The 23,949-nt window shown below is 35.7% G+C and carries 25 protein-coding genes and 1 pseudogene; 11 read left to right on the forward strand and 15 right to left on the reverse strand.

Annotated features, from left to right (window positions below; all coding sequences use genetic code 11):
- The first annotated feature begins 407 nt into the window (after nucleotides 1–407).
- The 5 genes and pseudogenes from ABZC13_RS10320 to ABZC13_RS10340 all read left to right on the forward strand — a co-directional run bounded on the left by ABZC13_RS10320 (nucleotide 408) and on the right by ABZC13_RS10340 (nucleotide 2,517).
- Nucleotides 408–650: a phage integrase N-terminal SAM-like domain-containing protein gene (locus tag ABZC13_RS10320; RefSeq protein WP_373003149.1), complete on the forward strand. Its 243-nt coding sequence runs from the start codon at nucleotides 408–410 to the stop codon at nucleotides 648–650.
- A 15-nt stretch (nucleotides 651–665) separates the two neighbouring features.
- A pseudogene (locus ABZC13_RS10325) lies at nucleotides 666–1,373 on the forward strand (integron integrase); the annotation flags it as partial.
- A gap of 64 nt (nucleotides 1,374–1,437) precedes the next feature.
- On the forward strand, nucleotides 1,438–1,812 hold the full coding sequence (locus ABZC13_RS10330; RefSeq protein WP_373003151.1) for a helix-turn-helix transcriptional regulator: 375 nt from the start codon (nucleotides 1,438–1,440) through the stop codon (nucleotides 1,810–1,812).
- A 90-nt stretch (nucleotides 1,813–1,902) separates the two neighbouring features.
- Nucleotides 1,903–2,184, forward strand: coding sequence for a hypothetical protein (locus ABZC13_RS10335; RefSeq protein ID WP_373003154.1), 282 nt, complete (start codon nucleotides 1,903–1,905; stop codon nucleotides 2,182–2,184).
- Nucleotides 2,185–2,196: 12 nt separating this feature from the next.
- Nucleotides 2,197–2,517: a hypothetical protein gene (locus ABZC13_RS10340; RefSeq protein WP_373003157.1), complete on the forward strand. Its 321-nt coding sequence runs from the start codon at nucleotides 2,197–2,199 to the stop codon at nucleotides 2,515–2,517.
- 8 nt (nucleotides 2,518–2,525) lie between these two features.
- Here ABZC13_RS10340 and ABZC13_RS10345 read toward each other — a convergent pair whose 3' ends face one another.
- The gene (locus ABZC13_RS10345; RefSeq protein WP_373003160.1) at nucleotides 2,526–2,804 is read right to left on the reverse strand and encodes a cytochrome c; all 279 of its coding nucleotides are present in this window, start codon (nucleotides 2,802–2,804) and stop codon (nucleotides 2,526–2,528) included.
- Nucleotides 2,805–2,966: 162 nt separating this feature from the next.
- Here ABZC13_RS10345 and ABZC13_RS10350 point away from each other — a divergent pair, with 162 nt between their 5' ends.
- Nucleotides 2,967–3,926 carry a response regulator gene (locus tag ABZC13_RS10350; RefSeq protein WP_373003162.1) on the forward strand — a complete coding sequence of 320 codons (960 nt, stop codon included), beginning with the start codon at nucleotides 2,967–2,969 and terminating at the stop codon, nucleotides 3,924–3,926.
- A gap of 18 nt (nucleotides 3,927–3,944) precedes the next feature.
- Here ABZC13_RS10350 and mnmA read toward each other — a convergent pair whose 3' ends face one another.
- From mnmA to ABZC13_RS10400, 10 genes are all read right to left on the reverse strand, one after another.
- Complete coding sequence (gene mnmA / locus ABZC13_RS10355) at nucleotides 3,945–4,979, reverse strand: tRNA 2-thiouridine(34) synthase MnmA (protein WP_373003165.1); 1,035 nt, start codon at nucleotides 4,977–4,979, stop codon at nucleotides 3,945–3,947.
- Nucleotides 4,980–4,990: 11 nt separating this feature from the next.
- Nucleotides 4,991–6,256 (reverse strand): O-acetylhomoserine aminocarboxypropyltransferase/cysteine synthase family protein, encoded by a 1,266-nt coding sequence (locus ABZC13_RS10360; protein ID WP_373003168.1) that lies wholly within the window; start codon nucleotides 6,254–6,256, stop codon nucleotides 4,991–4,993.
- A complete protein-coding gene (locus ABZC13_RS10365; RefSeq protein ID WP_373003171.1) occupies nucleotides 6,256–7,584 on the reverse strand; it encodes an aminotransferase class V-fold PLP-dependent enzyme in 1,329 nt (442 codons plus the stop codon). Before ABZC13_RS10365 ends, ABZC13_RS10360 begins: the two co-directional genes overlap by 1 nt.
- Before the next feature lie 17 nt (nucleotides 7,585–7,601).
- Complete coding sequence (gene cysK / locus ABZC13_RS10370) at nucleotides 7,602–8,522, reverse strand: cysteine synthase A (protein WP_373003174.1); 921 nt, start codon at nucleotides 8,520–8,522, stop codon at nucleotides 7,602–7,604.
- A gap of 28 nt (nucleotides 8,523–8,550) precedes the next feature.
- Complete coding sequence (locus ABZC13_RS10375; protein WP_373003177.1) at nucleotides 8,551–8,964, reverse strand: Rrf2 family transcriptional regulator; 414 nt, start codon at nucleotides 8,962–8,964, stop codon at nucleotides 8,551–8,553.
- A gap of 91 nt (nucleotides 8,965–9,055) precedes the next feature.
- On the reverse strand, nucleotides 9,056–10,645 hold the full coding sequence (locus ABZC13_RS10380) for a nitrite/sulfite reductase (RefSeq protein ID WP_373003180.1): 1,590 nt from the start codon (nucleotides 10,643–10,645) through the stop codon (nucleotides 9,056–9,058).
- Between the two features lie 8 nt (nucleotides 10,646–10,653).
- On the reverse strand, nucleotides 10,654–12,066 hold the full coding sequence (cysN, locus tag ABZC13_RS10385) for a sulfate adenylyltransferase subunit CysN (RefSeq protein ID WP_373003183.1): 1,413 nt from the start codon (nucleotides 12,064–12,066) through the stop codon (nucleotides 10,654–10,656).
- 1 nt (nucleotide 12,067) lies between these two features.
- A complete protein-coding gene (gene cysD, locus ABZC13_RS10390; RefSeq protein ID WP_373003186.1) occupies nucleotides 12,068–12,979 on the reverse strand; it encodes a sulfate adenylyltransferase subunit CysD in 912 nt (303 codons plus the stop codon).
- Nucleotides 12,980–12,988: 9 nt separating this feature from the next.
- Nucleotides 12,989–13,699, reverse strand: a complete 711-nt coding sequence (locus tag ABZC13_RS10395) for a phosphoadenylyl-sulfate reductase (protein WP_373003189.1) — start codon at nucleotides 13,697–13,699, stop codon at nucleotides 12,989–12,991.
- Nucleotides 13,700–13,707: 8 nt separating this feature from the next.
- On the reverse strand, nucleotides 13,708–13,932 hold the full coding sequence (locus tag ABZC13_RS10400; RefSeq protein WP_373003192.1) for a DUF2061 domain-containing protein: 225 nt from the start codon (nucleotides 13,930–13,932) through the stop codon (nucleotides 13,708–13,710).
- Nucleotides 13,933–14,245: 313 nt separating this feature from the next.
- Here ABZC13_RS10400 and ABZC13_RS10405 point away from each other — a divergent pair, with 313 nt between their 5' ends.
- Entirely contained in the window at nucleotides 14,246–16,225 is a 1,980-nt protein-coding gene (locus ABZC13_RS10405) for a methyl-accepting chemotaxis protein (protein ID WP_373003195.1), read from the forward strand.
- Here the strand turns inward: ABZC13_RS10405 and ABZC13_RS10410 are convergent.
- Nucleotides 16,222–17,292: an alkene reductase gene (locus tag ABZC13_RS10410; protein WP_373003198.1), complete on the reverse strand. Its 1,071-nt coding sequence runs from the start codon at nucleotides 17,290–17,292 to the stop codon at nucleotides 16,222–16,224. The two genes, ABZC13_RS10405 and ABZC13_RS10410, sit on opposite strands and share 4 nt — an antisense overlap.
- 238 nt (nucleotides 17,293–17,530) lie before the next feature.
- On the opposite strand from ABZC13_RS10410, the gene adk reads away from it, so the two are divergent.
- Both adk and ABZC13_RS10420 read left to right on the forward strand, forming a co-directional pair.
- Nucleotides 17,531–18,178, forward strand: a complete 648-nt coding sequence (gene adk / locus ABZC13_RS10415; protein ID WP_373003201.1) for an adenylate kinase — start codon at nucleotides 17,531–17,533, stop codon at nucleotides 18,176–18,178.
- 53 nt (nucleotides 18,179–18,231) lie between these two features.
- Nucleotides 18,232–19,107 carry a radical SAM/SPASM domain-containing protein gene (locus ABZC13_RS10420; protein WP_373003204.1) on the forward strand — a complete coding sequence of 292 codons (876 nt, stop codon included), beginning with the start codon at nucleotides 18,232–18,234 and terminating at the stop codon, nucleotides 19,105–19,107.
- On the opposite strand, the gene ABZC13_RS10425 is transcribed toward ABZC13_RS10420, so the two are convergent.
- From ABZC13_RS10425 to ABZC13_RS10435, 3 genes are all read right to left on the reverse strand, one after another.
- On the reverse strand, nucleotides 19,077–20,150 hold the full coding sequence (locus ABZC13_RS10425; protein WP_373003207.1) for an ATP-grasp domain-containing protein: 1,074 nt from the start codon (nucleotides 20,148–20,150) through the stop codon (nucleotides 19,077–19,079). The two genes, ABZC13_RS10420 and ABZC13_RS10425, sit on opposite strands and share 31 nt — an antisense overlap.
- Before the next feature lie 248 nt (nucleotides 20,151–20,398).
- On the reverse strand, nucleotides 20,399–21,697 hold the full coding sequence (locus ABZC13_RS10430; protein WP_373003209.1) for a M16 family metallopeptidase: 1,299 nt from the start codon (nucleotides 21,695–21,697) through the stop codon (nucleotides 20,399–20,401).
- A complete protein-coding gene (locus ABZC13_RS10435; protein WP_373003213.1) occupies nucleotides 21,694–22,752 on the reverse strand; it encodes a quinone-dependent dihydroorotate dehydrogenase in 1,059 nt (352 codons plus the stop codon). The genes ABZC13_RS10430 and ABZC13_RS10435 overlap by 4 nt, the downstream gene beginning before the upstream one ends.
- Nucleotides 22,753–22,825: 73 nt before the next feature.
- On the opposite strand from ABZC13_RS10435, the gene ABZC13_RS10440 reads away from it, so the two are divergent.
- Both ABZC13_RS10440 and ABZC13_RS10445 read left to right on the forward strand, forming a co-directional pair.
- Nucleotides 22,826–23,395: a DJ-1 family glyoxalase III gene (locus ABZC13_RS10440; RefSeq protein ID WP_373003216.1), complete on the forward strand. Its 570-nt coding sequence runs from the start codon at nucleotides 22,826–22,828 to the stop codon at nucleotides 23,393–23,395.
- Nucleotides 23,392–23,931, forward strand: coding sequence for a DUF4136 domain-containing protein (locus ABZC13_RS10445; protein WP_373003219.1), 540 nt, complete (start codon nucleotides 23,392–23,394; stop codon nucleotides 23,929–23,931). The genes ABZC13_RS10440 and ABZC13_RS10445 overlap by 4 nt, the downstream gene beginning before the upstream one ends.
- Nucleotides 23,932–23,949: the final 18 nt, after the last annotated feature.

Genomic DNA, 23,949 nt, shown 5'->3' on the forward strand with positions numbered 1-23,949 from the left:
GTGAGTAACGCCCAAATTAAAAATTTCAATTTTTTGTTTGGGTGCTTTCTCCTCCCGCTTGTTATCTGGCGCTGAGCGACAGATGACCAGTGGGTGTTCAACCCGCGCCCCCGTTATCCGGTCACGCAGTGAGCGGATAACTATTTATTCAAGGAACAGTATAACACAATTACCTACTAATATGATTATTAAGGGTACATTTAATATGTCCCCTGCAAATTGAAAATTGAGTCTATTTAATGACAAATTGTCATATTATTTAATGTTTTGCATTCATTTAAGTAGTATGCTTAAATAATTAATGTCCTTTTATACTGAAATCAGTTGTTATTTGGACAAAGTGTTCCGTTATTTTTAAAATAACCCATTAAAAGGACAAAATGTCCCTTAAGTATAAGGTGTATATTATGGAAGTAAAAAAGAAACTTTTAGATATTGTTCGTGATAAGATAAGGTTTAAACATTACAGTATGTCTACAGAAAAAACATATGTACATTGGATTAAGAGCTATATTTTATTTCATGACAAAAAACATCCTATAGAGATGGCTAAAGAAGAAATAGAGCAATACCTTACTAGTTTAGCAACAAAAAGAAAAGTTTCACCAACGACTCAGAACCAAGCTTTTAGTGCTATATTATTTTTATAAGAAGTTCTTGGTGTAGATATAAGCGAGTGGAATATTCAAGCCTTAAGAGCACAAGAGAGAAAACACATACCAGTTGTGTTAACAAAAGAAGAGGTGCTAAACGTATTAGCATCTATAAGCAAAGACTACAGTTTACTCGTTCATCTTATGTATGGTTGTGGACTTCGTATGAATGAAGTACTAAGTTTGAGAATAAAAGATATTGATTTTGGATTTGATAAAGTTTATGTTTGGGATTCTAAATCTTTAAAAGACAGAACTGTGCCACTGCCTTTAAAGTTAAAGCAACAGTTGCTATCACAAGTTCAAGTTGTAACACAAATCCATATGCAAGATTTAAAAGATGGCTATGGCACTGTGTATATCCCCTTTGCTTTAGAAAAAAAGTATCCCTCTTCTAAGCGTGAAACAAAATGGCAGTTTCTGTTTCCTATGAATAAAATCTCTCGTGACCCTAGAACAGATATACAAAGAAGACATCATGTTCACCCAAAAACACTTGGACGAAACATAAAAGTAGCATCGGAAAAGGCAAATCTAAACAAGCGCGTAACTTCACATATATTTAGACATTCCTACGCAACTCATTTACTCCAGGCAGGTATAGATTTACGAAGCATCCAAGAACTATTAGGTCATAAAAGTGTTGAGACTACTATGATATATACTCATGTAGTTAGTGAGATGAACAAGGCAAAAGTTATTAGCCCATTAGATTTTTAACTACAACATAAGCAACTAGGAATATAATAACGGATATATAGACTCCCAAGCAAAAGGACAAACCTTGTCTCTAATTACTCTTGAATACGTAGATGCTCTTGACTCTAACAATGAAAAAAAGGTTTTGGAGTTTTCTCTCAGCTTACTTAAAGAACCGATAAACAAAGACTCTCTGTTTGTCATAAAGGTTGATGGTGAGTCAATGGAGCCTGTTATCAAAGACCGCACACTTGTTGTTGCTGATCTTTCTCAAAGAGAAGTTGTTGATGCTGGTATATATTTGGTCTATTATGAGAACAAAATGTGGATAAAAAAAGCTAAACAAGAGTCAGATGGAATGACGTTTGTATCTATCAACAAAGAATATTCGCATCTGGTATATAAAGAAGAGGAAGTTCGTGTAGTAGCTAAGGCTGTTTTGTCTTTTAATAGCTTCTAAAAATACTTCACTAGTCTATAATCGTTCATATATTATCTATTTACCTATGATTATGCTATAATTCGTTCAAATATGAATGAAAGAATATAAATGGATAAGAAGCTAAATAATAACTTTGAGTTTATGACATCGGGTGAAATAAACAGAGCTCTTGCAAAAAAGATACAGTTGATTCGTAAAAAGCATTTTAAATCTCAAAAACTTTTTTCTACTCATATCAATATGAGTTTAGGAACATATGCAAGGTTTGAGAAAACAGGGCAGGTCTCTCTAAAGGGCTTTATAGATATTCTAAAAGGTATTGAGCGAGTAGATGAAATTTCTGATCTTTTTAAAGAAGAAAAAGAAGAGATTCAAGAGATTCAATGGTAGAGGTAAAATAATATGGATATTATAGTTAAAGCATGGGGTGATGTTGTAGCAAAACTAAAAGATATTAAAGTAAATAGAGCCAATGCTATCTTAGAAGCAAAGGAATTATACCAAGAAACAAAAAAAGCTCTTCTTGGAGATGCTGATTTTTCTATCAATGAAATTATCGCTATTTCCAACTCTGCTGCATCTGGAGCACAACTAAAAGCTATAGTGGGATTTAACCCTATTTCTAAAAAGATGTATATAGCATCTAAGTGTGAAGCTCTCCCTGATGGATACATTCACTCAATGGTGAAGTATGATATGAAAGAATGGAGTGAGAACGACTAGAAACTAAATTATTTACCAATAGTTTGGGCAAATGTTTCTAATTCAGCATCAGAGTATTTAGCAACTTGACCTTTCATTACAGCTTTCATAACTCCGCCATAAGTTCCAGCTTTGTAACCTTTTAATGCAGTAGCAATCTCTGCATGTGTTAAGTCTGCAACAATTTTTGATTTACCAAGTGCAGATTTTTTAAAATCAGCGTTATGACAAGCCGCACAAGCCTTTGGTTCTACTGCACCCATGAGAGCGATGCTACTTATAAATAACATTAAGACAATTTTTTTCATTTTATATCCTTTAAAAGTATAGTGTTTTGTATTATAATCCCTTATACTTAAAATTGTTTAAGATATTAATTTTACTTGTTCCATTCTCCTTACTAAGTTAAATACAAAGATTTTGAGAGTATAGTATTAGTAATATACTTCAACAAAGAGGGTGGATGAATAGTGCCAGATGCTAAGACTGATTTAAATCTAATTAACTACGAAAAATATACTATTCATATAGTCGATGACAGTAGATCAATAGTTGCTTTGTTGAGTGAATTATTGGGTTTTAAAGGCTACCAAATTACTAGCACAAGTAATGGACAAGAAGCAGTAGCCGCTATTAACCTAAATAGACCTGACCTCATAATCCTTGATGTTGAGATGCCTGTCATGGATGGCTATGAAACAATAAAGATTTTGAAAAAGAATAAAAGAACTTCAGATATTCCAGTTATTTTTAATACCTCATTAACTAAACCAGAAGTCATTGAAAATTTATTTGAACTTGGTGCTTCAGACTATATTTCTAAACCTTTAGTTCCAAAAGAACTTCTAGCTAGAGTAGAAAAAGAAATAAAAAATATTATGATGCAAAACATACTCAAAGAGAAAATAGCTAAATTAGCAGAAGTTATTTCAACAGACCCACTAACACATACTTCAAATAAATTGCATATGAGCTCTATCATTAATACAAAACTCGAAAAGTTAAAACAGGAAAATAGAGGTGTTTTTTCATTGATGTACATTGATATAGATAACTTCAATTCTTTTACCAAGGTAAATGGGATTAACGCTTCAGAAAATGCTATAAAAAAGATTTCTTTGCTGCTTAAAAGATCTATCCGCGATAAAGATATACTAAGCCACTGGAGTTGGGATAAGTTTATGATACTCTTCCCGCAAATTATAAAAGATGACTTAGATAATATAGCAAAGACTATAGGAGAAAATATAAAGAAGTTACACTTTCAGTCCAATACAAGTTTGACATGTTGCATCAGTATGATTGAAGTCTCCACCTCAGACACTTTAGATACTTCACTATATAAACTTCAAACTGGAATGAAAGAGGCTAAGAACATTCATAAAAGCGCTATTATTAGTACAGATGGCAGATTACTAAAGGGTATTTAAACACCTCTTAAGTAATTTTTATGCGAACGTCTTCTTTATAAACCCACTACCTAAAACCTTGTTACCGTCATAAAATACAGCTACTTGTCCCGTAGCTACTCCGTCTACATTTGTATCTAGGTATATCATGGCTTCACTATCTTCTATAACTACCTTACAAGGTATTTTAAAAGTTCTGTATCTTAGTTTGACTGTACACTCAAACTCTTGCTTATCTATGAAAAGGTTAAGCGTGTCTATGAGTACTTTTGAGACACCGAGGTCGTCTTTTTTACAGACTACTATAGTGTTTGCATTTGGGTCTATCTCTTTTACGAAGTGAGGCTCATGTGCACCGTGGACTGTGAATCCTTTTCTCTTACCTATGGTGTAGTGCATGTAGCCTTTGTGATGACCGACTTCATTACCCTCAGCATCCAAAACACGACCGGGAAGGTCTATGTCTGCATGTTTTTCGATGATGTCAGTGTAAACATTTTCCACAAAACATATCTCTTGAGACTCTTTTCTTTTTGTTATCTCTTTGATAACGGGCAGGGTACTTCCAAGTTTTACGATGTCCGTTTTTTTATACTTGTTCATCGGGAAGATTAAGTGCTTAAGTACATCTTGCTTTATCTGTGCTAGAAAGTAGCTCTGATCTTTAGTGTCATCCTCTGCTTCATAGATAAACTCGCCATCTGTTTTTGCATAGTGTCCAGTTGCTAAAAAGTCAGCTCCAAGTTCCTTTGCATAGTCAAAGAGTGCCCCAAACTTGATAGTACGGTTACACTTTACACATGGGTTTGGAGTCTTGCCATTGAGGTATTCGCCTACAAAGTAGTCATAGACCTCTTCTTTGAACTTACTACTAAGGTCAAGTATATGATACTCGATGCCAAGAGAGTCTGCAACTTTTTTCCCAGATGCAATGTTGTCTTCGTGGAAGCCATCTATGATGTCATGAAGTCTCATATATACTCCGATGACCTCATAGCCCTCTTGCTGGAGTAGGTAAGCCGTGACAGAAGAATCTATCCCGCCACTCATACCTACTATTACTTTTTTACTCATGATATCTTCTTTTAAGAGTCTAGTGCAGCTTTCAAGTCTGCTATTAGATCATCTGCATTTTCAAGACCGACACTTAGTCTTACAAGACCTTCAGTGATGCCAATCTTCTTTTGTTCAACAAGTGGAATCTGCTGATGCGTAGTTGATGATGGATGCGTGATGATTGATTTAGAATCACCGATGTTTACAACGATAGAGAAAAGCTTAGTAGCATCTAGAACTTTCCATGCACTCTCTTTATCTTCAACTTCAAAACTGATAAGACCGCTACACTGTCCATCTTTGAAGTATTTGTTTGCAAGAGCGTTATAGCTGTTGCTCTCTAGTCCCGGGTAGTTAAGGTTGAACACTTTTGGGTGTGACTCTAAGAACTTTGCGACCTTTAGTGCATTACTAGAGTGTTTTTCTATTCTTAAACTAAGTGTCTCTAAACTTTGAATCAGAGACCAAGAGTTAAATGGTGAAGGTGTCGCACCGATATCTCTAAGAAGTGCAAGTCTCACACGAAGGTTAAACGGAGGAAATGGAAGATCAGTATATACCAGACCTTGGTAACTCTCATCCGGCTCGTTGAAGTGTGCGTATCTTGGGTTGCTTTTAAAGAACTCTGTTAAACCGTCTCTGTCTATGATAGCACCACCAAGTGCAAGACCCTGACCTGAGATATATTTACTACAACTATGTACTACGATATCAGCACCATGAGCGATAGGATTTACCAAAAGCGGTGTCGCTACTGTGTTGTCACAGATGCTGATGATTCCATGTTTTTGAGCAATTGCACTGATAGCATCTATGTCTGCAACAGCGATTTGAGGGTTTGAAAGTGACTCGTAAAATATCGCTTTTGTTTTGTCATCTACAAGTGCTTCGATAGTCGAAGGATCATCAAGGTTAAATACTCTCGCTTCTATGCCAAACTTCTTAATAGTATGTTTTAAAAGAGTAACACTCCCGCCATAAACTTTATCTGATAGTATGATGTTATCTCCAGCTTCTACAAGGTTAGTGATAGCGTAAAATATAGCCGCCTGACCACTTGAAGTAGCTAAAGCACTTACTCCGCCTTCTAGTTCTGCAAGTCTAGCTTCTAAAACCGCTGTAGTAGGGTTATTTAGTCTTGTATAGATATTTCCTAAGTCTTGCAGAGAAAACAAATCAGATGCATGTTTAGCACTCTTAAAAGCGTATGCTGTTGTTTGGTAGATTGGGACTGCCGTTGTACCTTGAGAGTCTCTCTCGTAACCGTGGTGTATTGCTATTGTATCTTTGTTCATTATTTTTCCTTTTTAAGTTCATATATTGACTCTTTGAGTGCAAAGAGTAGATGTTTGATGCTATCTACACTATGTGTGTAGTTCACGCTTATTCTTAACCAACTTGGTTTTTCATTGTCAGCTTCGACCTCTGAGATGCCAAAGAGGTCATGTCCGTATGGTCCCGCACAACTACAGCCCGCACGTGTTTGGATGCCAAAGTTTTGTGAGAGTTTCTCACATAGATCAAAAGGCGTTATCCCGTGAAAGTTTATAGCCAAGATGCCGACACTACTGTGTCCTTCGTTTTGTCCGTAGATGGTGTAGTCGTCAAATTCCGAGAGACCATCTTGGAGAAGTTTAAATAGTTCTACTTTCCTATCTTGGATTCTTTTGATTCCTATCTCATTTCTAAGTTGGTAAGCAAAAGAAGCTTTGATGAGTTGAAGAATTGCAGGAGTTCCTGCATCTTCACGTATCTCAATATCTGAGTTAAATATATGATCGTTAGATGAGACATAAGCAACTGTACCGCCACCTGCGAAAGTAGGGGACTCTTTTTCATTTATGAGACTCTTTCTTATAGCTAATAGCCCACAAGTTCCAGGACCGCCTAGAAGTTTGTGAGGTGAAAGAAACAGAGCATCAAAAAGGTTCGAGTCAACATTTAAACATGGTGATGAAGCAGCACTGTCAAATGCAATAACAGCCTTATATTTTCTCAGTAGTTTTGAGATCTTCACATACGGAGGGATGATTCCTGTCACATTAGATGCTGTTGAAAATGCACCGATTATCTGACGTGACTTGTTTTTCTCCAGTACATCTGCCAAAAATTCTAAATCTACATTTCCAGTTTTATCCAGAGGGATTCTCTGTGTGTCACAGATAGCTTCTCTGTAGCTAATCTCGTTTGAGTGATGCTCAAAAGGACCTATAACTATAAGCGGTTTATCTATTGAATCTACATCAAGGTTAAACCTAGCTCTAGTTGCTGGAGGAATGTAGAGACCAAGAAGCTCTTGAAACTTCTTTATTGCACCTGTAGCACCTGTTCCACAAGGAAGAAGGACAAAGTCTTTCTCGAGTTCTAGATGCTCTTTTAGGTTTTCTCTTGCTATGTCGTAGTAAAAAGATGTAGTTCTAGCATCACTTGCAAACTCTGAGTGAGTGTTTGCATATGTTGTAAGTACCTCTTGTATCCTTTGTTCTATAGGCTCGTAAGCCAATCCAGAAGCCGTGTAGTCAAAGTAGTTGTCTTTGTTTACACCGATAATACCGTCAGATATCTGTTTAAAAGTGACCTCTTCTTCAATAAAAGGTCTAAAAATATCTTTTCTATTTAACATAACTTACCTTTAAATTTTTATGAATAAAGGCTAGTACTTAGATACCTCTCACCTGTATCACACAGGATTGTAACTATTGTCTTACCTTTATTTTCAGGCCTTGCGGCTATCTGTCTTGCTATAAAAACGTTTGCACCTGATGAGATGCCAACCAGTAGACCTTCTGTTTTTGCCAACTCTTTAGATGTTGCAAAAGCATCTTCGTCATCTACTTTGATTACTTCATCGAAAATCTCAGTGTTTAGAACTCCAGGGATTATTCCTGCACCGATACCTTGTATCTTATGTGGACCGGGTTTTCCTCCAGAAATTACAGGAGAGTTTGAAGGCTCAACTGCGATTACTTTGATATTTGGATTTACCTCTTTTAGAACTTCTCCGATTCCTGTCAGTGAACCGCCTGTTCCAACGGCTGCAACTAGAAAATCTATTTTGCCGTCTGTATCTCTTAAAATCTCAAGAGCTGTTGTTTTTCGGTGCATCCTTGGATTAGCCGGGTTGTTAAACTGTTGTGGCATAAAACTGTTTGGCATCTGGGCATCTAGTTCAGCCGCTTTGTCAATCGCACCCTTCATACCCAAAGCAGCAGGAGTCAGTACTATGTTCGCACCTAGTGCACTCAGCAGCTGACGTCTTTCCATGCTCATTGATTCGGGCATCGTAAGAGTCAGGTTAAGCCCTTTTGCCGCACAAACCATTGCAAGACCGATTCCAGTGTTTCCACTTGTAGGCTCAACGATTATAGTGCCTTCATTGATTTTGCCATCTTCAAGAGCTGCATCTATCATTGCTAGAGCAATTCTGTCTTTAACAGAACTAGAAGGATTCATAAATTCACATTTGCCTAAAATAGTAGTCTTTGTTTCGTTAGAGAATTTATTTATTCTCACCAATGGAGTATTCCCGATTAACTCAGTTACATCTTTTGCAATGTTCATCTTATATTCCTTAATTTTATTTCATAATTTATATATGATATGTTATGTTCTTAGAGTCTTTTTCTAAAAACTCCTCCAATTCCTTTATTGAGAGTTGGAAAATCTCTTTTACTTTTTCTTGTGTATCTTCCCAAAACGCTTGTAACATGTTGTCGTTACTTTTGTTGTCAGTTTGTGCCATACAGCACTCTAAAGAGTTTAGTACTTCATATACACTTATACTGTTTTTGTCTCTTGATAGTTTGTATCCACCATTTGCACCTCTAACGCTCTCAACCAGACCACTTTTCTTTAAAAGAACAAGTATCTGTTCAAGATAGTTTTGAGGGATATCACCTTTTGCAGCGATATCCTTGATCTGTAAGAGCTTATCATTCTCTTCTTTTGCTAGAATAACTATTGCTGTCAGGCCGTAAGCCCCTTTAGTTGATATGATTGCCATTTTTGATACCTTTATTTAATAATAGTATAATAATAACAAGTTTACAGCTTAATGTCAAGTAATCCTATCGATTTACTCTAGTATAGATTTATTACTTTAAATCATAGATAGTAAACTCATCTCCTTCTATCAAATCTTTTAAAAACAGACCTATATATTTTTTAGAACTTTTAATATATGAAGCAATTATTTTCTCAAGTGTGCTATTAACGTTTTTAGGTTCTATTTTTAACTTCATCTTTTCTCCATATCTTGATTTATCACCTTCTAGTGTTCCGCCTAAGACTAACTCAAAACCTGAAATAGTCTCACCATTTTCATCTTTAAACTTTGCGCCGACAAGCCCTATATCCACAATATTTGGATGCGCACAAGAATTTGGACATCCATTCATAGAGATACTAACCGTCTCTTGAAAATCTGGAAACTTTTCATGTAGATGCTCAGCTAAGCTGATAGCTGCATCTTTAGTCTCACTGATTCCAAGTTTACAAAACTTCATCCCTGTACAAGATATAGTTCTTGCTTTAAAAGGGTTTGGATTAGCATCTATGTTTATTGCATCTAAATCATCTACCAGAGACGCAGTAGCATCTGAGGGAACATCTATGACAACCAAGTTTTGAGTCGTTGTTGCTTTTATAGTTGTTGCACCATGTTTTTCTAAGATATTTGCTAAATCTTCTAAGCCTTTTGCTCCGATGTTTCCGCCATTTACAGCACAGCCAACAAATGAGTCACCGTTTACTTTTGACTTATGAACACCAAAGTGCTCTCTCTTTGCATAAGGAGTATACTCCTGTGCTTCACCTTCTTCGAAGATAAAACCAAGGCTGTTCTCAACTTCGGCTTTGAACTTTTCAAGTCCCCACGCAGTTATGAGGTGACCAAGTCTTGCTTTTCTTCTGTTTTCTCTTAGTCCGTGAATTCTATATATGATAGAAACGGCTTTTACAACTTCTAAAATTCTAGAAGCATCAACAAAACCCAGATGTAAAGCAAACTGTTTGTTAGATGCTAGACCGCCACCGGCAGTTACATCAAACAAGATTCTTCCATCTTTAAACTTAACCGCAGTAAAAGAAAGGTCTTGAATCTCATGTCCCATACAGTGTTTGGCACATCCTGAAATCCCTACTTTGTACTTTCTCGGCAGATTGACCAAGTCTTTATTTCCATCAAAGTAGCCATTTACTTGAGCTACTATCTTAGATACATCATATATCTCATGTTCATCTACACCAGATACCGGACATGTAACTATATTTCTTGGAACATCACCTGCTGCAAATACAGTAGTCAGTCCCACACTTTTTAGTCTGTAGAAAATCTCTGGCAAGTCACGCACTCTTATAAAGTGAAACTGTAGAGATTGTCTAGTAGTAAAGTGGGCAGTTCCTCTGGCAAACTCTTTAGAGATGCCAGATAGTATTCTTATCTGCGTTGTATTCATCGCACCTTGAACTAACTTGACTCTTAACATGAAGTATAGAGTCTCATCGTCAGATGCTTGCAGGTTTTTGTTTTGTGTATACAAACCGTACCATTTAAATCTATCTATATCTTCAGGGTCTACGTCTTCACCGCTAATTGCGTAGTGGTGAATACTCTCAAGAACATCTAAGCCGCTTTTTTCGACTTTAATACGTTCAACCCTCTGCGCTGCTGTTTCCTTAGCCATAATATTTCCTATAAAATCTCTTTAGCTTCCCAATGAGGAAAGTGTTTTCTAACAAGTGCATTAAACTCAACTTCAAACTCTGAGTGTTCGTTTATGACCGCTTTTGCTGTTTGCTCGGACTTCTTTACAATCATTCCTGCACCAACAGTGTTGTTTGTGATCCTATCAATGATGATAAAACTACCCATCGCTTTAATGTGGTCGTATGAATCATATGCAATACTTTGATTCAATGACAATCTGGCAAGTGCAATCTCATTTAGTTCTAGTTTATTAACACTTTCCTCTTCTAGTGTATTTACATCAGTTCTATGATAAAAACTATCAATTGAACCGGTAACTACCGTTGAAGCACGTTTGAAAAAGTACTGTTTGCCTTTTGTAAGAGGCTCTTCATCCATCCAAACAATATTTACGTCTAACTCACTTGCCTGATCTGGCTGCTCATCACTTTTTACTAAGATATCTCCACGTGAAATATCTATCTCATCGTTTAGAGTTATAGTAATAGCTTGCTGTGCATAAGCACTCTCTAAGTTACCGTCATAAGTAACTATCTCTTTAACAGTTGAACTTTTACCTGATGGTAAAACAGTTACTGAATCACCGACATTTATAATGCCAGATGCTATAGTTCCGCTAAAACCTCTAAAGTTTAAGTTGGGTCTATTTACATACTGCACAGGCAGTCTAAAGTGAGTCAAGTCTCTGTCAGATGCTATCTCGATAGTCTCTAACGTATCCATAAGAGTCTTACCTCTGTACCAAGGTGATTTCTCACTAACATTTACAACGTTGTCACCCTTTAAAGCTGACATTGGAATAAGTGTCAAGTCAGATGTCAGACCTAACTCGTCCGCAAACTCCAAATACTCTTTCTTAATCTCTTCATATCTCACTTGGCTGAAGTCAACCAAGTCCATTTTATTTATCGCAATAACCAGATGCTTAATACCAAGTAACTTTGTTATGAACGAGTGACGTCTAGTCTGAGTCTGCACACCATATCTTGCATCTATCAGGATGATGGCCAAGTCTGCTGTTGAAGCACCTGTAGCCATGTTTCTAGTGTACTGCTCGTGACCTGGAGTATCAGCGATGATAAACTTTCTCTTGTCAGTTGCAAAATATCTATATGCAACATCGATAGTAATACCTTGTTCTCTCTCAGATGCAAGTCCGTCAACTAAAAGTGCCAAGTCAAACTCTTCACCTGTTGTTCCAGACTTTTTAGAGTCGTTTTTTATAGCTGCCAATTGATCTTCAAAAATCATCTTTGAGTCATGAAGAAGTCTGCCTATCAGCGTACTTTTACCATCATCAACACTACCACAAGTAATGAATCGGAGCAGCTGTTTGTTTTCATGTTCTCTTAAATAACTCTCTATATCGTTAGCTATCTTTGTTTCTTGTTTTGACATCTTAAAAGTACCCCTCTATTTTCTTTTTCTCCATTGATCCCGCGCTATCGTTATCAATAACTCTGCCTTGTCTCTCACTTGTTTTAGTAAGAAGCATCTCCTGAATAATCTCAGGAAGTGTAGTTGCAGTTGACTCAACTGCCCCCGTTAACGGGTAACATCCAAGTGTTCTAAATCTTACGTTTTCAAGAGATGGAACTTCACCTTCTTCAAGCGGAAGTCTCTCATCATCAACTAAGATTTTCACTCCGTCTCTTACAACAACAGGTCTTTCTTGAGCTAAATAAAGAGGAACAATAGGAATACCTTCAAGGTATATGTATTGCCAAATATCAAGCTCCGTCCAGTTTGAGAGCGGGAATACTCTGATAGATTCACCTTTTTTAACTCTAGCGTTGTAAACGTTCCAAAGTTCAGGTCTCTGATTTTTTGGATCCCATCTGTGCTTTTCATCTCTAAAAGAGTAGATTCTCTCTTTAGCACGAGTTTTCTCTTCATCACGTCTGGCTCCGCCAAATACAGCATCAAACTTGTACTTGTTGAGTGCCTGTTTTAGACCTTCTGTTTTCATCACGTCTGTATGAACAGCTGAACCGTGAGAAAACGGTCCAATATCCCCGGCTATTCCATCTGGATTTGTATGAACTAAAAGTTCAAACCCAAGATCTTTAGCCATTTTGTCACGAAACTCTATCATCTCTTTAAACTTCCATCTTGTATCTACATGTAGTAGAGGAAACGGTAATTTTGCAGGGAAAAAAGCCTTCTGCGCAAGGTGTAACATAACTGCAGAGTCTTTACCTACAGAGTAAAGCATTGCCGGGTTTTGGAACTCTGATATAACTTCTCTCATGATATGAATAGATTCAGCTTCGAGTTGTTTTAAATGTGTTAATTTTTCTTTATCAATCATCTTTGTCTCCTACGCAGACTTTATTAAGTGTAGTCCACACTCTTTATGTTCTGGGTTTTCCCACCACCATCTACCGCTTCTTATATCTCCACCTTCTTTTACAGGTCTTGTACATGGTGCACAGCCTATACTCGGGTAACCAAGCTTGTGAAGTTTGTTATATGGAACTCTATAAGTCTTTATATAAGCCCATATATCTTGTTCAGACCAATCTTTTAAAGGACTGACTTTGATAACATTGTTCGTCTCATCAAACTCAAAAAGTCTCATATCTTCTCTTGTAACACTCTGAGCAGATCTAAGACCTGTTACCCAGAAGTCAACATTTTTTAAGGCTCTCTTTAATGGAGCTATTTTTCTGACAGAACAACAGCTCTTTCTATTCTCAATAGAGTCGTAAAAGCCGTTTATCCCTTGTCTCTTATATAGGTCTTCTATATCTGTAGCTTTTGGAAAAAATACTTTTACTTTAATGCCATATTTTAAATTTGTTTCATGCATCACACTATATGTTTCATCAGGAAGTCTTCCTGTATCAAGAGTAAAGATATTTGCTCTTTGATCAACTCTTAACATCATGTCAGTCAGTACTTGGTCTTCTGCTCCAAAGCTTGAAGACAACGCTACATTTTGTCTAGTCTCTCTTAAAAGAAACTCTAACACTTCTAGTGTAGATGAGTTTTTGAACTCTTCATTTAATTGGTTTACTGTATTTTCCATTTTATTTCCTATATTTGATATTCTGGGCTTTGAACTTTCCCTAGTTGTACTTTGTTCCATCCTCTTTCATGAAAATAGTACAGAATCATTTTTGTTACAACTTCAATAGACCCAATAGATGCAGCCATTGCCAAATTTCCGGTAATAAAATATGAAATAACAATAGTGTCTATCGTTCCAACAGTTCTCCAAGAGATTGTTTTTACAACAGATCTATAAGCCTTTTCTTTCATTTTATTTCCTTTCAATTGATATCAACTATCAATGCGTGGAGAAATTGTAACAGATAATATATTTAATGTCAAGTAAGTCTATAAGTTTACTAGGGTATTGTCTTGTGATATAGTAGGGTATGTTTTAGAAAAATATCTTTAAAGCCAAATATTTAGGGCTTTGTTCAATCTCTGTACTTTTGTATGAGATTCGCAAAAATATGTAAATTTTACAAAAGGTAAAAAATATCTTACCATTATATGGTATAATTTCTTAAATACTCTAGTAAGTCTATTGGATTACTATTGTTGTAAAATTAAATCAGGAGCTGAGATGTTTAATTCTATTGCAAAAAAGGTTACGTATATACAGGTCGTTGTAATTGTTGTTTCAATGATTGCATTTATTGGATATATAAATGACTACCTTAACACATATATAGATAAAGAGACTCGACTAAAATTAGATACGAGTGTTGAACGTATGGTACATACTATGGACACATATAATGGAGCATTAGAAGAGAGTGCTACAAAGTTATATAGTGTTTTTAAGGACAACTATAGTGATTTCTCTATAGATCCAAATAAAAAGGTTGATGTATATGGTGTGTCGACACCAGAACTATCAAGTAATGGAATAGTTATAAATAATAACTTTGCAAAAATTGAAAAGTTCACAAAACAAACCGGTGCAGTAGCGACAGTTTTTGCTAGAGATGGTGATGATTTTGTACGTGTTTCTACTTCTTTGCTAAAAACAGATGGCAAGAGAGCAATGGGAACTTATCTAGGTGGTTCAAAAAGTCCGGCATTTGAACCAATTATGAATAAGAAAACATTTATAGGTAATGCAAGACTCTTTGGAAAAGATTATGTAACTGTTTACTCTCCAATAGTAGATGCTTCCGGAAATGTGATTGGTATTTTATTTATAGGTTATGATTTTACACAAGGACTTAAATCTCTCTCTCAAAAGATTAATGAGATGAACATCGGAGAAAACGGTCACTTCTATGCGATTAACTTAAAAACTAAAAAATATGATATCCATAAAACTCAAAGAAATGAATCTGCAAGTTCAGATATTGTAAAACAAGTAATAGAAAAAGAGAATGGTTATATATCTTATGAAGAAGATGGTTTAAATAAAGCTGTAAGATTCAAAGCATTTGCCAAATGGAACTGGATAGTTGCAGGAGAAGTCAATTTAGCTGATTTTGAAAAAGAAAATATTGAGTTAAGAAATAACCTTATAATTGCTGCTGTTATTATGATACTTTTTATTAGCCTTATAACATGGTTGGTAGTAAGAAAAATAGTATCTTCACCATTGAATAATTTAATAAGTCGTACAAAAGACTTATCTAGCGGTGATGGCGATTTAACAAGAAAACTTGATATTTCAGGACGTGATGAAATAGCTATTGCCAGTGAGGGAATAAATGATTTTATAGAAAAGGTAAGGCTTATTATCTCAGATGCTAAGCAGCTATCTAGCGAAAACTCATCTGTTTCTCATGAACTCTCAACTACATCAGTTTCAGTAGGTAATCTGCTAGAAGAATCAACTACTACAGTAAACAGTACGACTGAACAAGCCCTTACTATTAAAAATGAGATGGGAATCAGCATAGAAGAAGCAAAAAAATCTAAAGATGATCTGGAAAAAGCAAGTGGCTTTCTTGTTGAAGCAAATCAAGCAATTTTAGCACTTACTCAAGATATAAAAGTAAGTGCTTCAACTGAAGTAGAATTAGCGCATAAAATCAAACAACTAAGTCAAGATACTAAGCAGGTAAAAGATGTCCTGTTGGTTATAGGTGATATAGCAGATCAGACAAATCTACTTGCTCTTAATGCGGCTATTGAAGCAGCTCGTGCAGGTGAGCATGGACGAGGATTTGCAGTTGTTGCTGATGAAGTTAGAAAGCTGGCTGAGAGAACACAAAAAAGTTTAGTAGATATCAATGCAACTATTAGTGTAATCATTCAATCTATTGTTGACTCTAGTGATCAGATGAATTCAAATGCAAAAAAAGTTGAAGAGTTAAGTGAGACAGCCATAGGTGTAGAAGACAAAATAACAGAACTCTCTTTAGTTATGAATGAAGCAGTAATCACCGCAGATAAAACAGTTGAGAGTTACGTTCAAACAGGAAAAGATACTGAACGTATAATTGACGGTGTTAGCAGAGTTAATGAGCTGACCGGTAAAAATGCAAGAAGTGTTGAAGAAATAGCAAGTGCCGCAGAACATATGAATAATATGACCGAAACACTCAATAATAAGCTCTCTGAATTTAAAACTTAAGAGAGTGTAGGGTAGTCCGTGTAGCCTTTTTCATCCTGAGTATAAAAGGTTTCAGGGTCTGCTTTATTTAATTGTGAGTTTGTTTTAAAACGCTCAGGCAGATCAGGATTTGATATGAATAACTCTCCAAATGCTACAGCATCTGCCAGATTGTTTTCAATGGCTTTATTCCCTCTCTCTTTGTCATAAGCTCCATTTGTAATCAAAATACCTTTATATGCTTTTCTTAGTACTGAGAGTTCAACAACATTAGCTCCATGACGAATATCACCTTCAAGAGCATCTATGATATGAAGATAAGCGAGTTTATACTTGTTTAGCTCATTACAAATATATGTAAAGTGTTTTTGTGGATCAGAGTCAGTCATGTCATTAAAAGTACCACTTGGAGATAGTCTTAGACCTACTTTATCTGCTCCTATCTCTTTTATGATAGATTCAATGATCTCAAACAGGAAGCGGCTTCTGTTTTTTATATTTCCTCCATACCTGTCTTCTCTGGAATTGCTGCCATCTCTTAAGAACTGATCTATTAAGTAACCATTTGCTCCATGAATCTCAACACCGTCAAAACCAGCTTCTATGGCATTTTTCGCAGCAATCACATATTTTGTAACAAGTTCTTCTATCTCATCAATAGTAAGTTCTCTTGGAGTTTCATACTCTTTCATGCCTTCAAATGTATAGACTTCACCCTCAGGTTTTATGGCAGAGGGAGCTACTGGTAATTTACCATCATGATATAAGGAGTGAGAGATTCTGCCTACATGCCAGAGTTGTAAAAATATCTTACCGCCTTTGTCATGAACGGCTTGGGTTATTTTTTTCCAACCTTGAATCTGCTTTAGTGTATGAATCCCTGGAGTACAAGGATAACCAATCCCCTGTGTTGAAATCTGAGTTGCCTCAGTTATAATCAAACCAGCAGTTGCTCTTTGTTCATAGTATGTTACCATTAAATCATTTGGTATATTATCTTCAACACTTCGGCATCTTGTAAGTGGTGCCATGAAGATTCTGTTTTTTAAAGTATGGTTCCCGATGAGAATAGGTGAGAATAGATTCATGATTAACTCCTTGAAATAATTAAAACTATTATCTCATAGTATAAATTTTATTTATATAAAGAAATATTATTAATAGAGAATAACACGTTTATAAACGTTAGTAAGATGAAATAAAAAATAGAAAATAATTAGACATTGTCCTTAAAATTTGAAAAATATTAAACTTTTTCTCTAAAATAGAGCTTATTTTAAACTCATTATTATATAGTTTCATTAACAAAATATTTAGGAAGACACAATGAGAATTATATTATTAGGAGCACCGGGTGCCGGTAAAGGTACTCAAGCTCAATTTTTAACAAAAAAGTTTAACATTCCTCAGATCTCGACTGGTGACATGTTAAGAGCAGCTATCAAAGCTGGTACAGATATGGGTAAAATGGCCAAAGCAGCTATGGACTCTGGTCAACTTGTTACTGATGAGATTATCATTGGTCTTGTAAAAGATCGTATTGCTGAAGATGATTGTAAAAATGGTTACTTACTAGATGGTTTTCCTCGTACACTTCCTCAAGCAGATGCTGTAACTCAGGCTGGTATCGAAATCGATGCTGTTATCGAGATAGATGTTCCTGCAGAAGAGATTGTTAAACGTATGTCAGGTCGTCGTGCTCACTTAGCATCTGGACGTACTTACCACGTTATTTTCAATCCTCCAAAAGTTGAAGGTAAAGATGATGTGACTGGTGAAGATCTAGTACAACGTGATGATGATAAAGAGGATGTTGTTCTTGATCGTCTTAAAGTTTACAATGAACTTACTCAACCACTTATCGGTTACTACAAAGATCAAGCAAAGACAATCGATACACTAACTTACATCACAGTAGATGGAACAGCTCACATCTCTGAAGTTGAAGCTGCTATCACTTCTCAACTAGGTTAATTATTATTATCGTGCCCAAGTAATACTTGGGCATAGATTTAAAAAGAGTAGCAATGCAATTTCACCGTGTTCACATCGAAGTAACAAATATCTGCGGTCTTGCATGTAGTTTCTGCCCTCCAAAACTTCAACCCTCCAAAACAATGTCACTTGAACTATTTACTAAAGTATTAACACAACTACAAGGTTATACAAAATCACTCGCATTCCACGTTATGGGAGATCCTTTAATACTTTCAAACCTAAATGAGTACTTAGAACTTGCTCACAGTCATGGCTTTGAAGTAGAACTCACTACAAGTGGCTACTACTTTAGTAATCTGGAACACTCCAGCATTTTTCATCCTTGTGTTCGTCAGTTGAATATTTCATTAAACAGCTACAATAAGAACTCTCTAAAGCTTACTTTTGATGATTATATTGACTCTGTACTGTCTACATGTAAATACAAACTGACTGACAAGCCAAAACCTTTTATAAATCTAAGAGTATGGAACTTTGATGAAGCTTGCAGTGAAGCAGAGTTTAACACTCTGTTATTAAATAAACTATCTGCTTATTTTGATATTGAACTAAGCACTGCTGAGCTTTATAAAACTAGACCAAAATCTATACGTCTTGCCTCAAAAGTACTACTGAACTTTGATGATTATTTTGAGTGGCCATCATTAGACTCAAATCATAGCTCGAATGGAAGATGCTACGGACTGAAATCTCATATTGGTATATTGGCAGATGGGACGGTAGTCCCGTGTTGTTTAGATGGTGATGGAGTTATCAATCTCGGAAATCTAAACACAACAGCTCTTAGTGAAGTCTTAGGTTCACCAAGAGCAGTGGCTATGAGCAAAGGATTCTCTGACGCTATAGCGGTTGAAGAGTTATGTTTGAAGTGTAGTTATAAAGATAGGTTTACGGCACTAGGTTGACTTTGAGACATCATAGTCTCTATACTATATCCATTAAGAAAATTACTATTTAGCTTAACTTTTTTATTAATATTTTTATTTGAAGGAATACGATTTATTCCTTGTGATAGCATTAGCGCAACTGCATCATCATAAGCAAATTTATTTTCTATTTCACATGATTTTGGAAAATAACTTGAGCCATGAGTCATCCCTGGAACTAGATTTACTTCCATGAAATAACACTCGCCATCTTTATTAGTCTTAATATCTATACGACCATAATCTCTTATGCCTAAACCAAAAAATACTTCAGTCGCCATCTTTACTAACTTAACTTTTGTCATATTGTCTTTGATTTTTTTGAGTTCTTCAGAGTCCTCTGTTTTTGCTTTATGACCTAAAATTTTAAGTCCATTTGTTGATGCTAAGGGTACTATTTCAATTGGTGATATAACTAAGCGTCCACTACTTGTCTGAATGACTGATACTGTATACTCTTTACCATCCAAATACTCTTCTACCAAGACAGGAGCATTATACTGGCTATACAAAGAGAGTACTTTACTCTCAAACTCTTCATAATTAGTTACATATGATAAGTCATCAATCCCATTTCCATTTGCAGCATCTACAGGTTTTAAAAATAGTGGAAACTTAACAGGTAAATCAACTTCAGATTTATATTCCCCAGGAACAGCAGTAAAGAAATCTGCTGTTTTTATTCCTCTGTTTTTTAAGTATGACTTGGCCATAACCTTGCTTGAATCAAATCTTAAAACATCTTTTGATGAACCTGTATAGTTTATTCTATGATTAGAAAAATATTCAGATAGCCAAACATCAGACTCATCTTTAAATGATAAATATTTTACACCTAAAACTACTAAATCAGGTTGTCTCAGAACTATATTAAGTAAATCTTCTTTAGTTTTACATATATTTAGGACAACATTATGTCCCATATTCATTACTGCTTCTAACACACTGTTACAAGAACTCAGACTTCCAAAGCCGCTCTCTTTTAAATCTTTATTTGGTGTTGTGATTATTTCTATATTCAATGGGGATACCTTGGTTCTGTATGCATCAGTAGTTTTGTTAGATATATAAAGTGCATGTTGAAAAAGCCTAACAAAAATCTGTTAATGTTAATTCGAGTAGATCTAGGCTTTATGTGTAGTTATTATGTCTTTGAAGTATTTCAAAAACGAAGTCAAATACAGATCAAGTATTATGATATTGTATTCAGTATAGCAGAATAAAGGAGGGTCGTTTACAAAGATATGTAATTCGTTATTTAAAAAAGGGTTTACTTACCCTTTTTTAAAATAATAGTAGTTGATTTGTCAAAGTTAAAGTACTTATTAGCAGCGTCTTGAACTTTCTTTGCAGTTATCTTTTTGATGTCCTCTTCATAAGTAAGAAGTGGAGTTAAATCACCGCGAACAAGGTAGCTTCCAAAAAGGTTGGCAACAGAAGTTGAACTCTCAAGTGAGTAGATGAAGTCTGCTTTTGTATTGATCTTGACTTTGTCCAGTTCTGCTTTAGTGACCTTTGATGTCTTCATTAGCTCTATCTGCTCGATAAGCTCTTTTTCTACATCTTCGGCTTTTACGCCGGGGTTACAAGATGCCAAAAATATAAAAAGACCCGGATCAATGCTTTCCATGTTGTAAGCGTATATTTGGTTTACAAGACGTTTTTTATCTATCAGCTCTTTGTATAGTCTTGAACTTTTACCGGAGTAAAGAATCTCAGAGATCACGCTAAGTGTAACTTGGTCTTGGTCTTTAAAGTTAGGAATGTGAAAAGTTATAGCCAGCATCTCTACTTCACTCTCTTTATGGATAGTAACTCTTTTAGCTCCATCTTGCTCAGGTTCTACAAATTTAAACTCAGGAATCTTAGCACTGTTCTTGATACTGCCAAATTCTTTTTTAGCCTTCTTAAATACTTCTTTAGGGTCAACGTCACCTGTAACCATTAAGATGGCATTACTAGGCTGATAGTAAGTCTTATGGAAGTCCTTTATATCTTTGATAGTCCAAGTCTGGATATCGTTCATAAAACCGATTGGAGTCCAGTGGTATGGATGGTAAACATAAGCGTTGTTAAACATCGCAAAATAAAGATAACCAAGTGGAGAGTTCTCTGTTCTCCAGCGTCTTTCTTCAGCAACAACATCACGCTCAGGTTGAAACTCTTTATCTTTTAGGTTTAGGTTTTGCATAAGCTCGGCATAAAGGCTAAGTGATTTAGAAAGATTGTTAGTGCTCGACTTGATGTAGTAATGAGTATAGTCAAAACTTGTAGATGCGTTGTTTACTCCACCTATGCTTTTAACTTCTTTGTCAAACTCTCCTGCTGGAAGGTTTTTTGTAGACTTAAAGTTCATATGCTCTAGCATGTGAGCTATTCCGGTTTTACCCATAACTTCATTTCTACTTCCAACCTTGTAAAAGATATCAGTAGAGATTACATTTGTAGAATTTTCAAGAGGGATTACAACGATTTGTAGTCCATTTTTTAGTGTTTTAGTCTCATATTTCGGTAATGAAGATGCCATTAGTGTCCCTAAGATTAGTATGAGTGCTAAGAAATGTTTCATTTTCTGTCTGCACCGATTGCTTGAGTGATATTTGTATATCCGTCAGCTTTGATAAGCTCTATAAGCTCTTTGTTAATATTCATAACCATATCAGGACCATGAAATACGATTCCGCTTAGTATTTGCACTAGTGAAGCTCCTGCTTTAATTCTTCTGTATGCTTCCTCGGCCGAGTCGATTCCACCAACAGATATAAGTGTAGTTTTACCGTAAAGCTCTTTTGCTACAGCTTCAAAAATTTTAAAACTTTTTTCTTTTAAGACTGCACCGCTAAGTCCACCAATATCATAAGGCTCTTTAACAAGCGAATAGTCAATAGTAGTATTTGTAGCAATGATACCATCTGCACCTTGGTTTACTGCCATCTTCGTAAGTGCTACCGCATCTTCTTCTGTCATGTCTGGTGCTATTTTTAGAAGGATAGGCATGTCTGTAAGTGCTTTAGCTTCACTAAAAAGTTTGCTGATAAACTCTTCGTTTTGCAAGTCTCTTAGACCGGGAGTGTTTGGAGAAGATATGTTAATAACAAAGTAATCTCCAAGACCGTCAAACGTTTTTATAAGATGCGTATAGTCGTTAATAGCCTCACTATCAGGAGTTAACTTGTTCTTACCGATATTTACACCGATAGGAGTTGTAAAAGGGTAGATTTTTTTAAGTCTTCCCTGAACTTTTAGTGCCCCGTCGTTGTTAAATCCCATAGCATTTTGAATAGACTTTTCACCTATGTGACGCCACATTCTAGGTTTTGGATTTCCAGCTTGCGGTTTAGGTGTAACAGTCCCGATTTCAGTAAAACCGAAACCTAGTATCTGCATACCGCGAATCATCGTAGCATTTTTATCAAATCCTGCACCAAGTCCTACAGGGTTTAAAAACTTTCTACCGAATAGTTCTTGTTTTAAAACATCGTCTGTAATGAAGTGAGACTCTAAAAAAGAGTTAAACGGTATTTGGCAAACATTTGCAGTTCTAATCGCTGTTTCAGCTAAGTGGTGTGCATTCTCAGGCTGTAGTTTAAACAGCCAAGGTTTTATACTTTCATAATTTATCATATTCGCAAATTTACCTTTTAATATTTTAGAGATTATACTAAAATAAAGGTAATGATTTAATAAAGGAGATATTATGAGTAGAGTTTTAGTACCTATAGCTAGTGGTTTTGAAGAGATAGAAGCAGTAGCGATAATAGATGTTTTAAGAAGAGCAGAAATAGAAGTTTTGGTGGCTTCACTGGATGAAGAGAAGCTTGTAAAAGGTGCAAATGGCATAACTGTTCAAACAGATATGCAAGTAAGAGACATAGGTGTAGATACTCTTGATATGATTATTCTACCAGGTGGATGGGATGGAACATATGCATTAGCAGATGATGAAAATGTTCAAAGAATTTTAAAAGAGATGGATTCTAAAGGTAAAAATATTGCTGCGATTTGTGCTGCACCGTTTGCACTTAATAAAGCAGGTGTACTAAAGCACAACTACACATGTTACCCATCGGTGGAAGAGCAAATAAGAGAAGATGGATATCTGGGCGATAAAGCGATGGTTGTAGAAGATGGTAATGTTATGACATCTCGCGGACCGGGGACAGCTATATGTTTTGCTCTGGCAATAGTTAAGAAGTTAAAAGGTGAAGAGACATATAAGATGTTAAAGGCTGGAGTATTAGCCAACTTTTGTGAGGATCTTGCATGATAAAACACTCACTTGTGAATCGTATTAGTATATTACTTAGCGCTTTAGCACTTTTTACAGGTTGTTCTACTCTTCAGGTAAGCACAGACTATGATGATACTTTTGACTTTTCTAAACAAAAAAGTTTTGTTATTAAACATGAAAACAAAGCCGGTGAAGACACACTTTCAAATGACAGGATAATAGACTCTTTAGAAGTAGATTTGCAAGCTAAGGGTTATAAAAAAGTATCTCAGAAAGAGGCTGATCTTATCTTTGTATTTCATGTAAATGTAGAGAAAAAAAGTGATATTCAAACTGATTATCAGATGATGGGATATGGTATGTATAGATATGGCGGAGCCATGATTGCGACAACAAGTACATACAACTACGATGAAGGCACTTTGGTTATAGACGCATTAAACCCTAAGAATGAAAAGATAGTCTGGAGAGCTACAGGAGTAGCTGAGTTAAAAGAGCAAAAGACCCCTCAAAAAAGAAAAGAGTATATAAACTCTATCATTACAAAAATGATGAGTAGTTTTCCAAAGTAGAAAGTCTTTAAGGCTTTT

Source organism: Sulfurimonas sp., from assembly GCF_041563035.1.
GTDB lineage: Bacteria > Campylobacterota > Campylobacteria > Campylobacterales > Sulfurimonadaceae > Sulfurimonas.

Bases quoted from the DNA above. Each gene is read 5' to 3' on its own strand.
- ABZC13_RS10440 (WP_373003216.1), top strand. From the start codon at position 22,826: ATGAGTAGAGTTTTAGTACCTATAGCTAGTGGTTTTGAAGAGATAGAA.
- ABZC13_RS10435 (WP_373003213.1), bottom strand. From the start codon at position 22,752: ATGATAAATTATGAAAGTATAAAACCTTGGCTGTTTAAACTACAGCCT.
- cysK (WP_373003174.1), bottom strand. From the start codon at position 8,522: ATGAACATTGCAAAAGATGTAACTGAGTTAATCGGGAATACTCCATTG.
- ABZC13_RS10380 (WP_373003180.1), bottom strand. From the start codon at position 10,645: ATGGCTAAGGAAACAGCAGCGCAGAGGGTTGAACGTATTAAAGTCGAA.
- ABZC13_RS10405 (WP_373003195.1), top strand. From the start codon at position 14,246: ATGTTTAATTCTATTGCAAAAAAGGTTACGTATATACAGGTCGTTGTA.
- ABZC13_RS10320 (WP_373003149.1), top strand. From the start codon at position 408: ATGGAAGTAAAAAAGAAACTTTTAGATATTGTTCGTGATAAGATAAGG.
- ABZC13_RS10430 (WP_373003209.1), bottom strand. From the start codon at position 21,697: ATGAAACATTTCTTAGCACTCATACTAATCTTAGGGACACTAATGGCA.
- ABZC13_RS10335 (WP_373003154.1), top strand. From the start codon at position 1,903: ATGGATAAGAAGCTAAATAATAACTTTGAGTTTATGACATCGGGTGAA.
- ABZC13_RS10445 (WP_373003219.1), top strand. From the start codon at position 23,392: ATGATAAAACACTCACTTGTGAATCGTATTAGTATATTACTTAGCGCT.
- ABZC13_RS10340 (WP_373003157.1), top strand. From the start codon at position 2,197: ATGGATATTATAGTTAAAGCATGGGGTGATGTTGTAGCAAAACTAAAA.
- ABZC13_RS10345 (WP_373003160.1), bottom strand. From the start codon at position 2,804: ATGAAAAAAATTGTCTTAATGTTATTTATAAGTAGCATCGCTCTCATG.
- ABZC13_RS10375 (WP_373003177.1), bottom strand. From the start codon at position 8,964: ATGGCAATCATATCAACTAAAGGGGCTTACGGCCTGACAGCAATAGTT.
- ABZC13_RS10420 (WP_373003204.1), top strand. From the start codon at position 18,232: ATGCAATTTCACCGTGTTCACATCGAAGTAACAAATATCTGCGGTCTT.
- ABZC13_RS10400 (WP_373003192.1), bottom strand. From the start codon at position 13,932: ATGAAAGAAAAGGCTTATAGATCTGTTGTAAAAACAATCTCTTGGAGA.
- cysD (WP_373003186.1), bottom strand. From the start codon at position 12,979: ATGATTGATAAAGAAAAATTAACACATTTAAAACAACTCGAAGCTGAA.
- adk (WP_373003201.1), top strand. From the start codon at position 17,531: ATGAGAATTATATTATTAGGAGCACCGGGTGCCGGTAAAGGTACTCAA.
- mnmA (WP_373003165.1), bottom strand. From the start codon at position 4,979: ATGAGTAAAAAAGTAATAGTAGGTATGAGTGGCGGGATAGATTCTTCT.
- ABZC13_RS10360 (WP_373003168.1), bottom strand. From the start codon at position 6,256: ATGAACAAAGATACAATAGCAATACACCACGGTTACGAGAGAGACTCT.
- ABZC13_RS10395 (WP_373003189.1), bottom strand. From the start codon at position 13,699: ATGGAAAATACAGTAAACCAATTAAATGAAGAGTTCAAAAACTCATCT.
- ABZC13_RS10365 (WP_373003171.1), bottom strand. From the start codon at position 7,584: ATGTTAAATAGAAAAGATATTTTTAGACCTTTTATTGAAGAAGAGGTC.
- ABZC13_RS10410 (WP_373003198.1), bottom strand. From the start codon at position 17,292: ATGAATCTATTCTCACCTATTCTCATCGGGAACCATACTTTAAAAAAC.
- cysN (WP_373003183.1), bottom strand. From the start codon at position 12,066: ATGTCAAAACAAGAAACAAAGATAGCTAACGATATAGAGAGTTATTTA.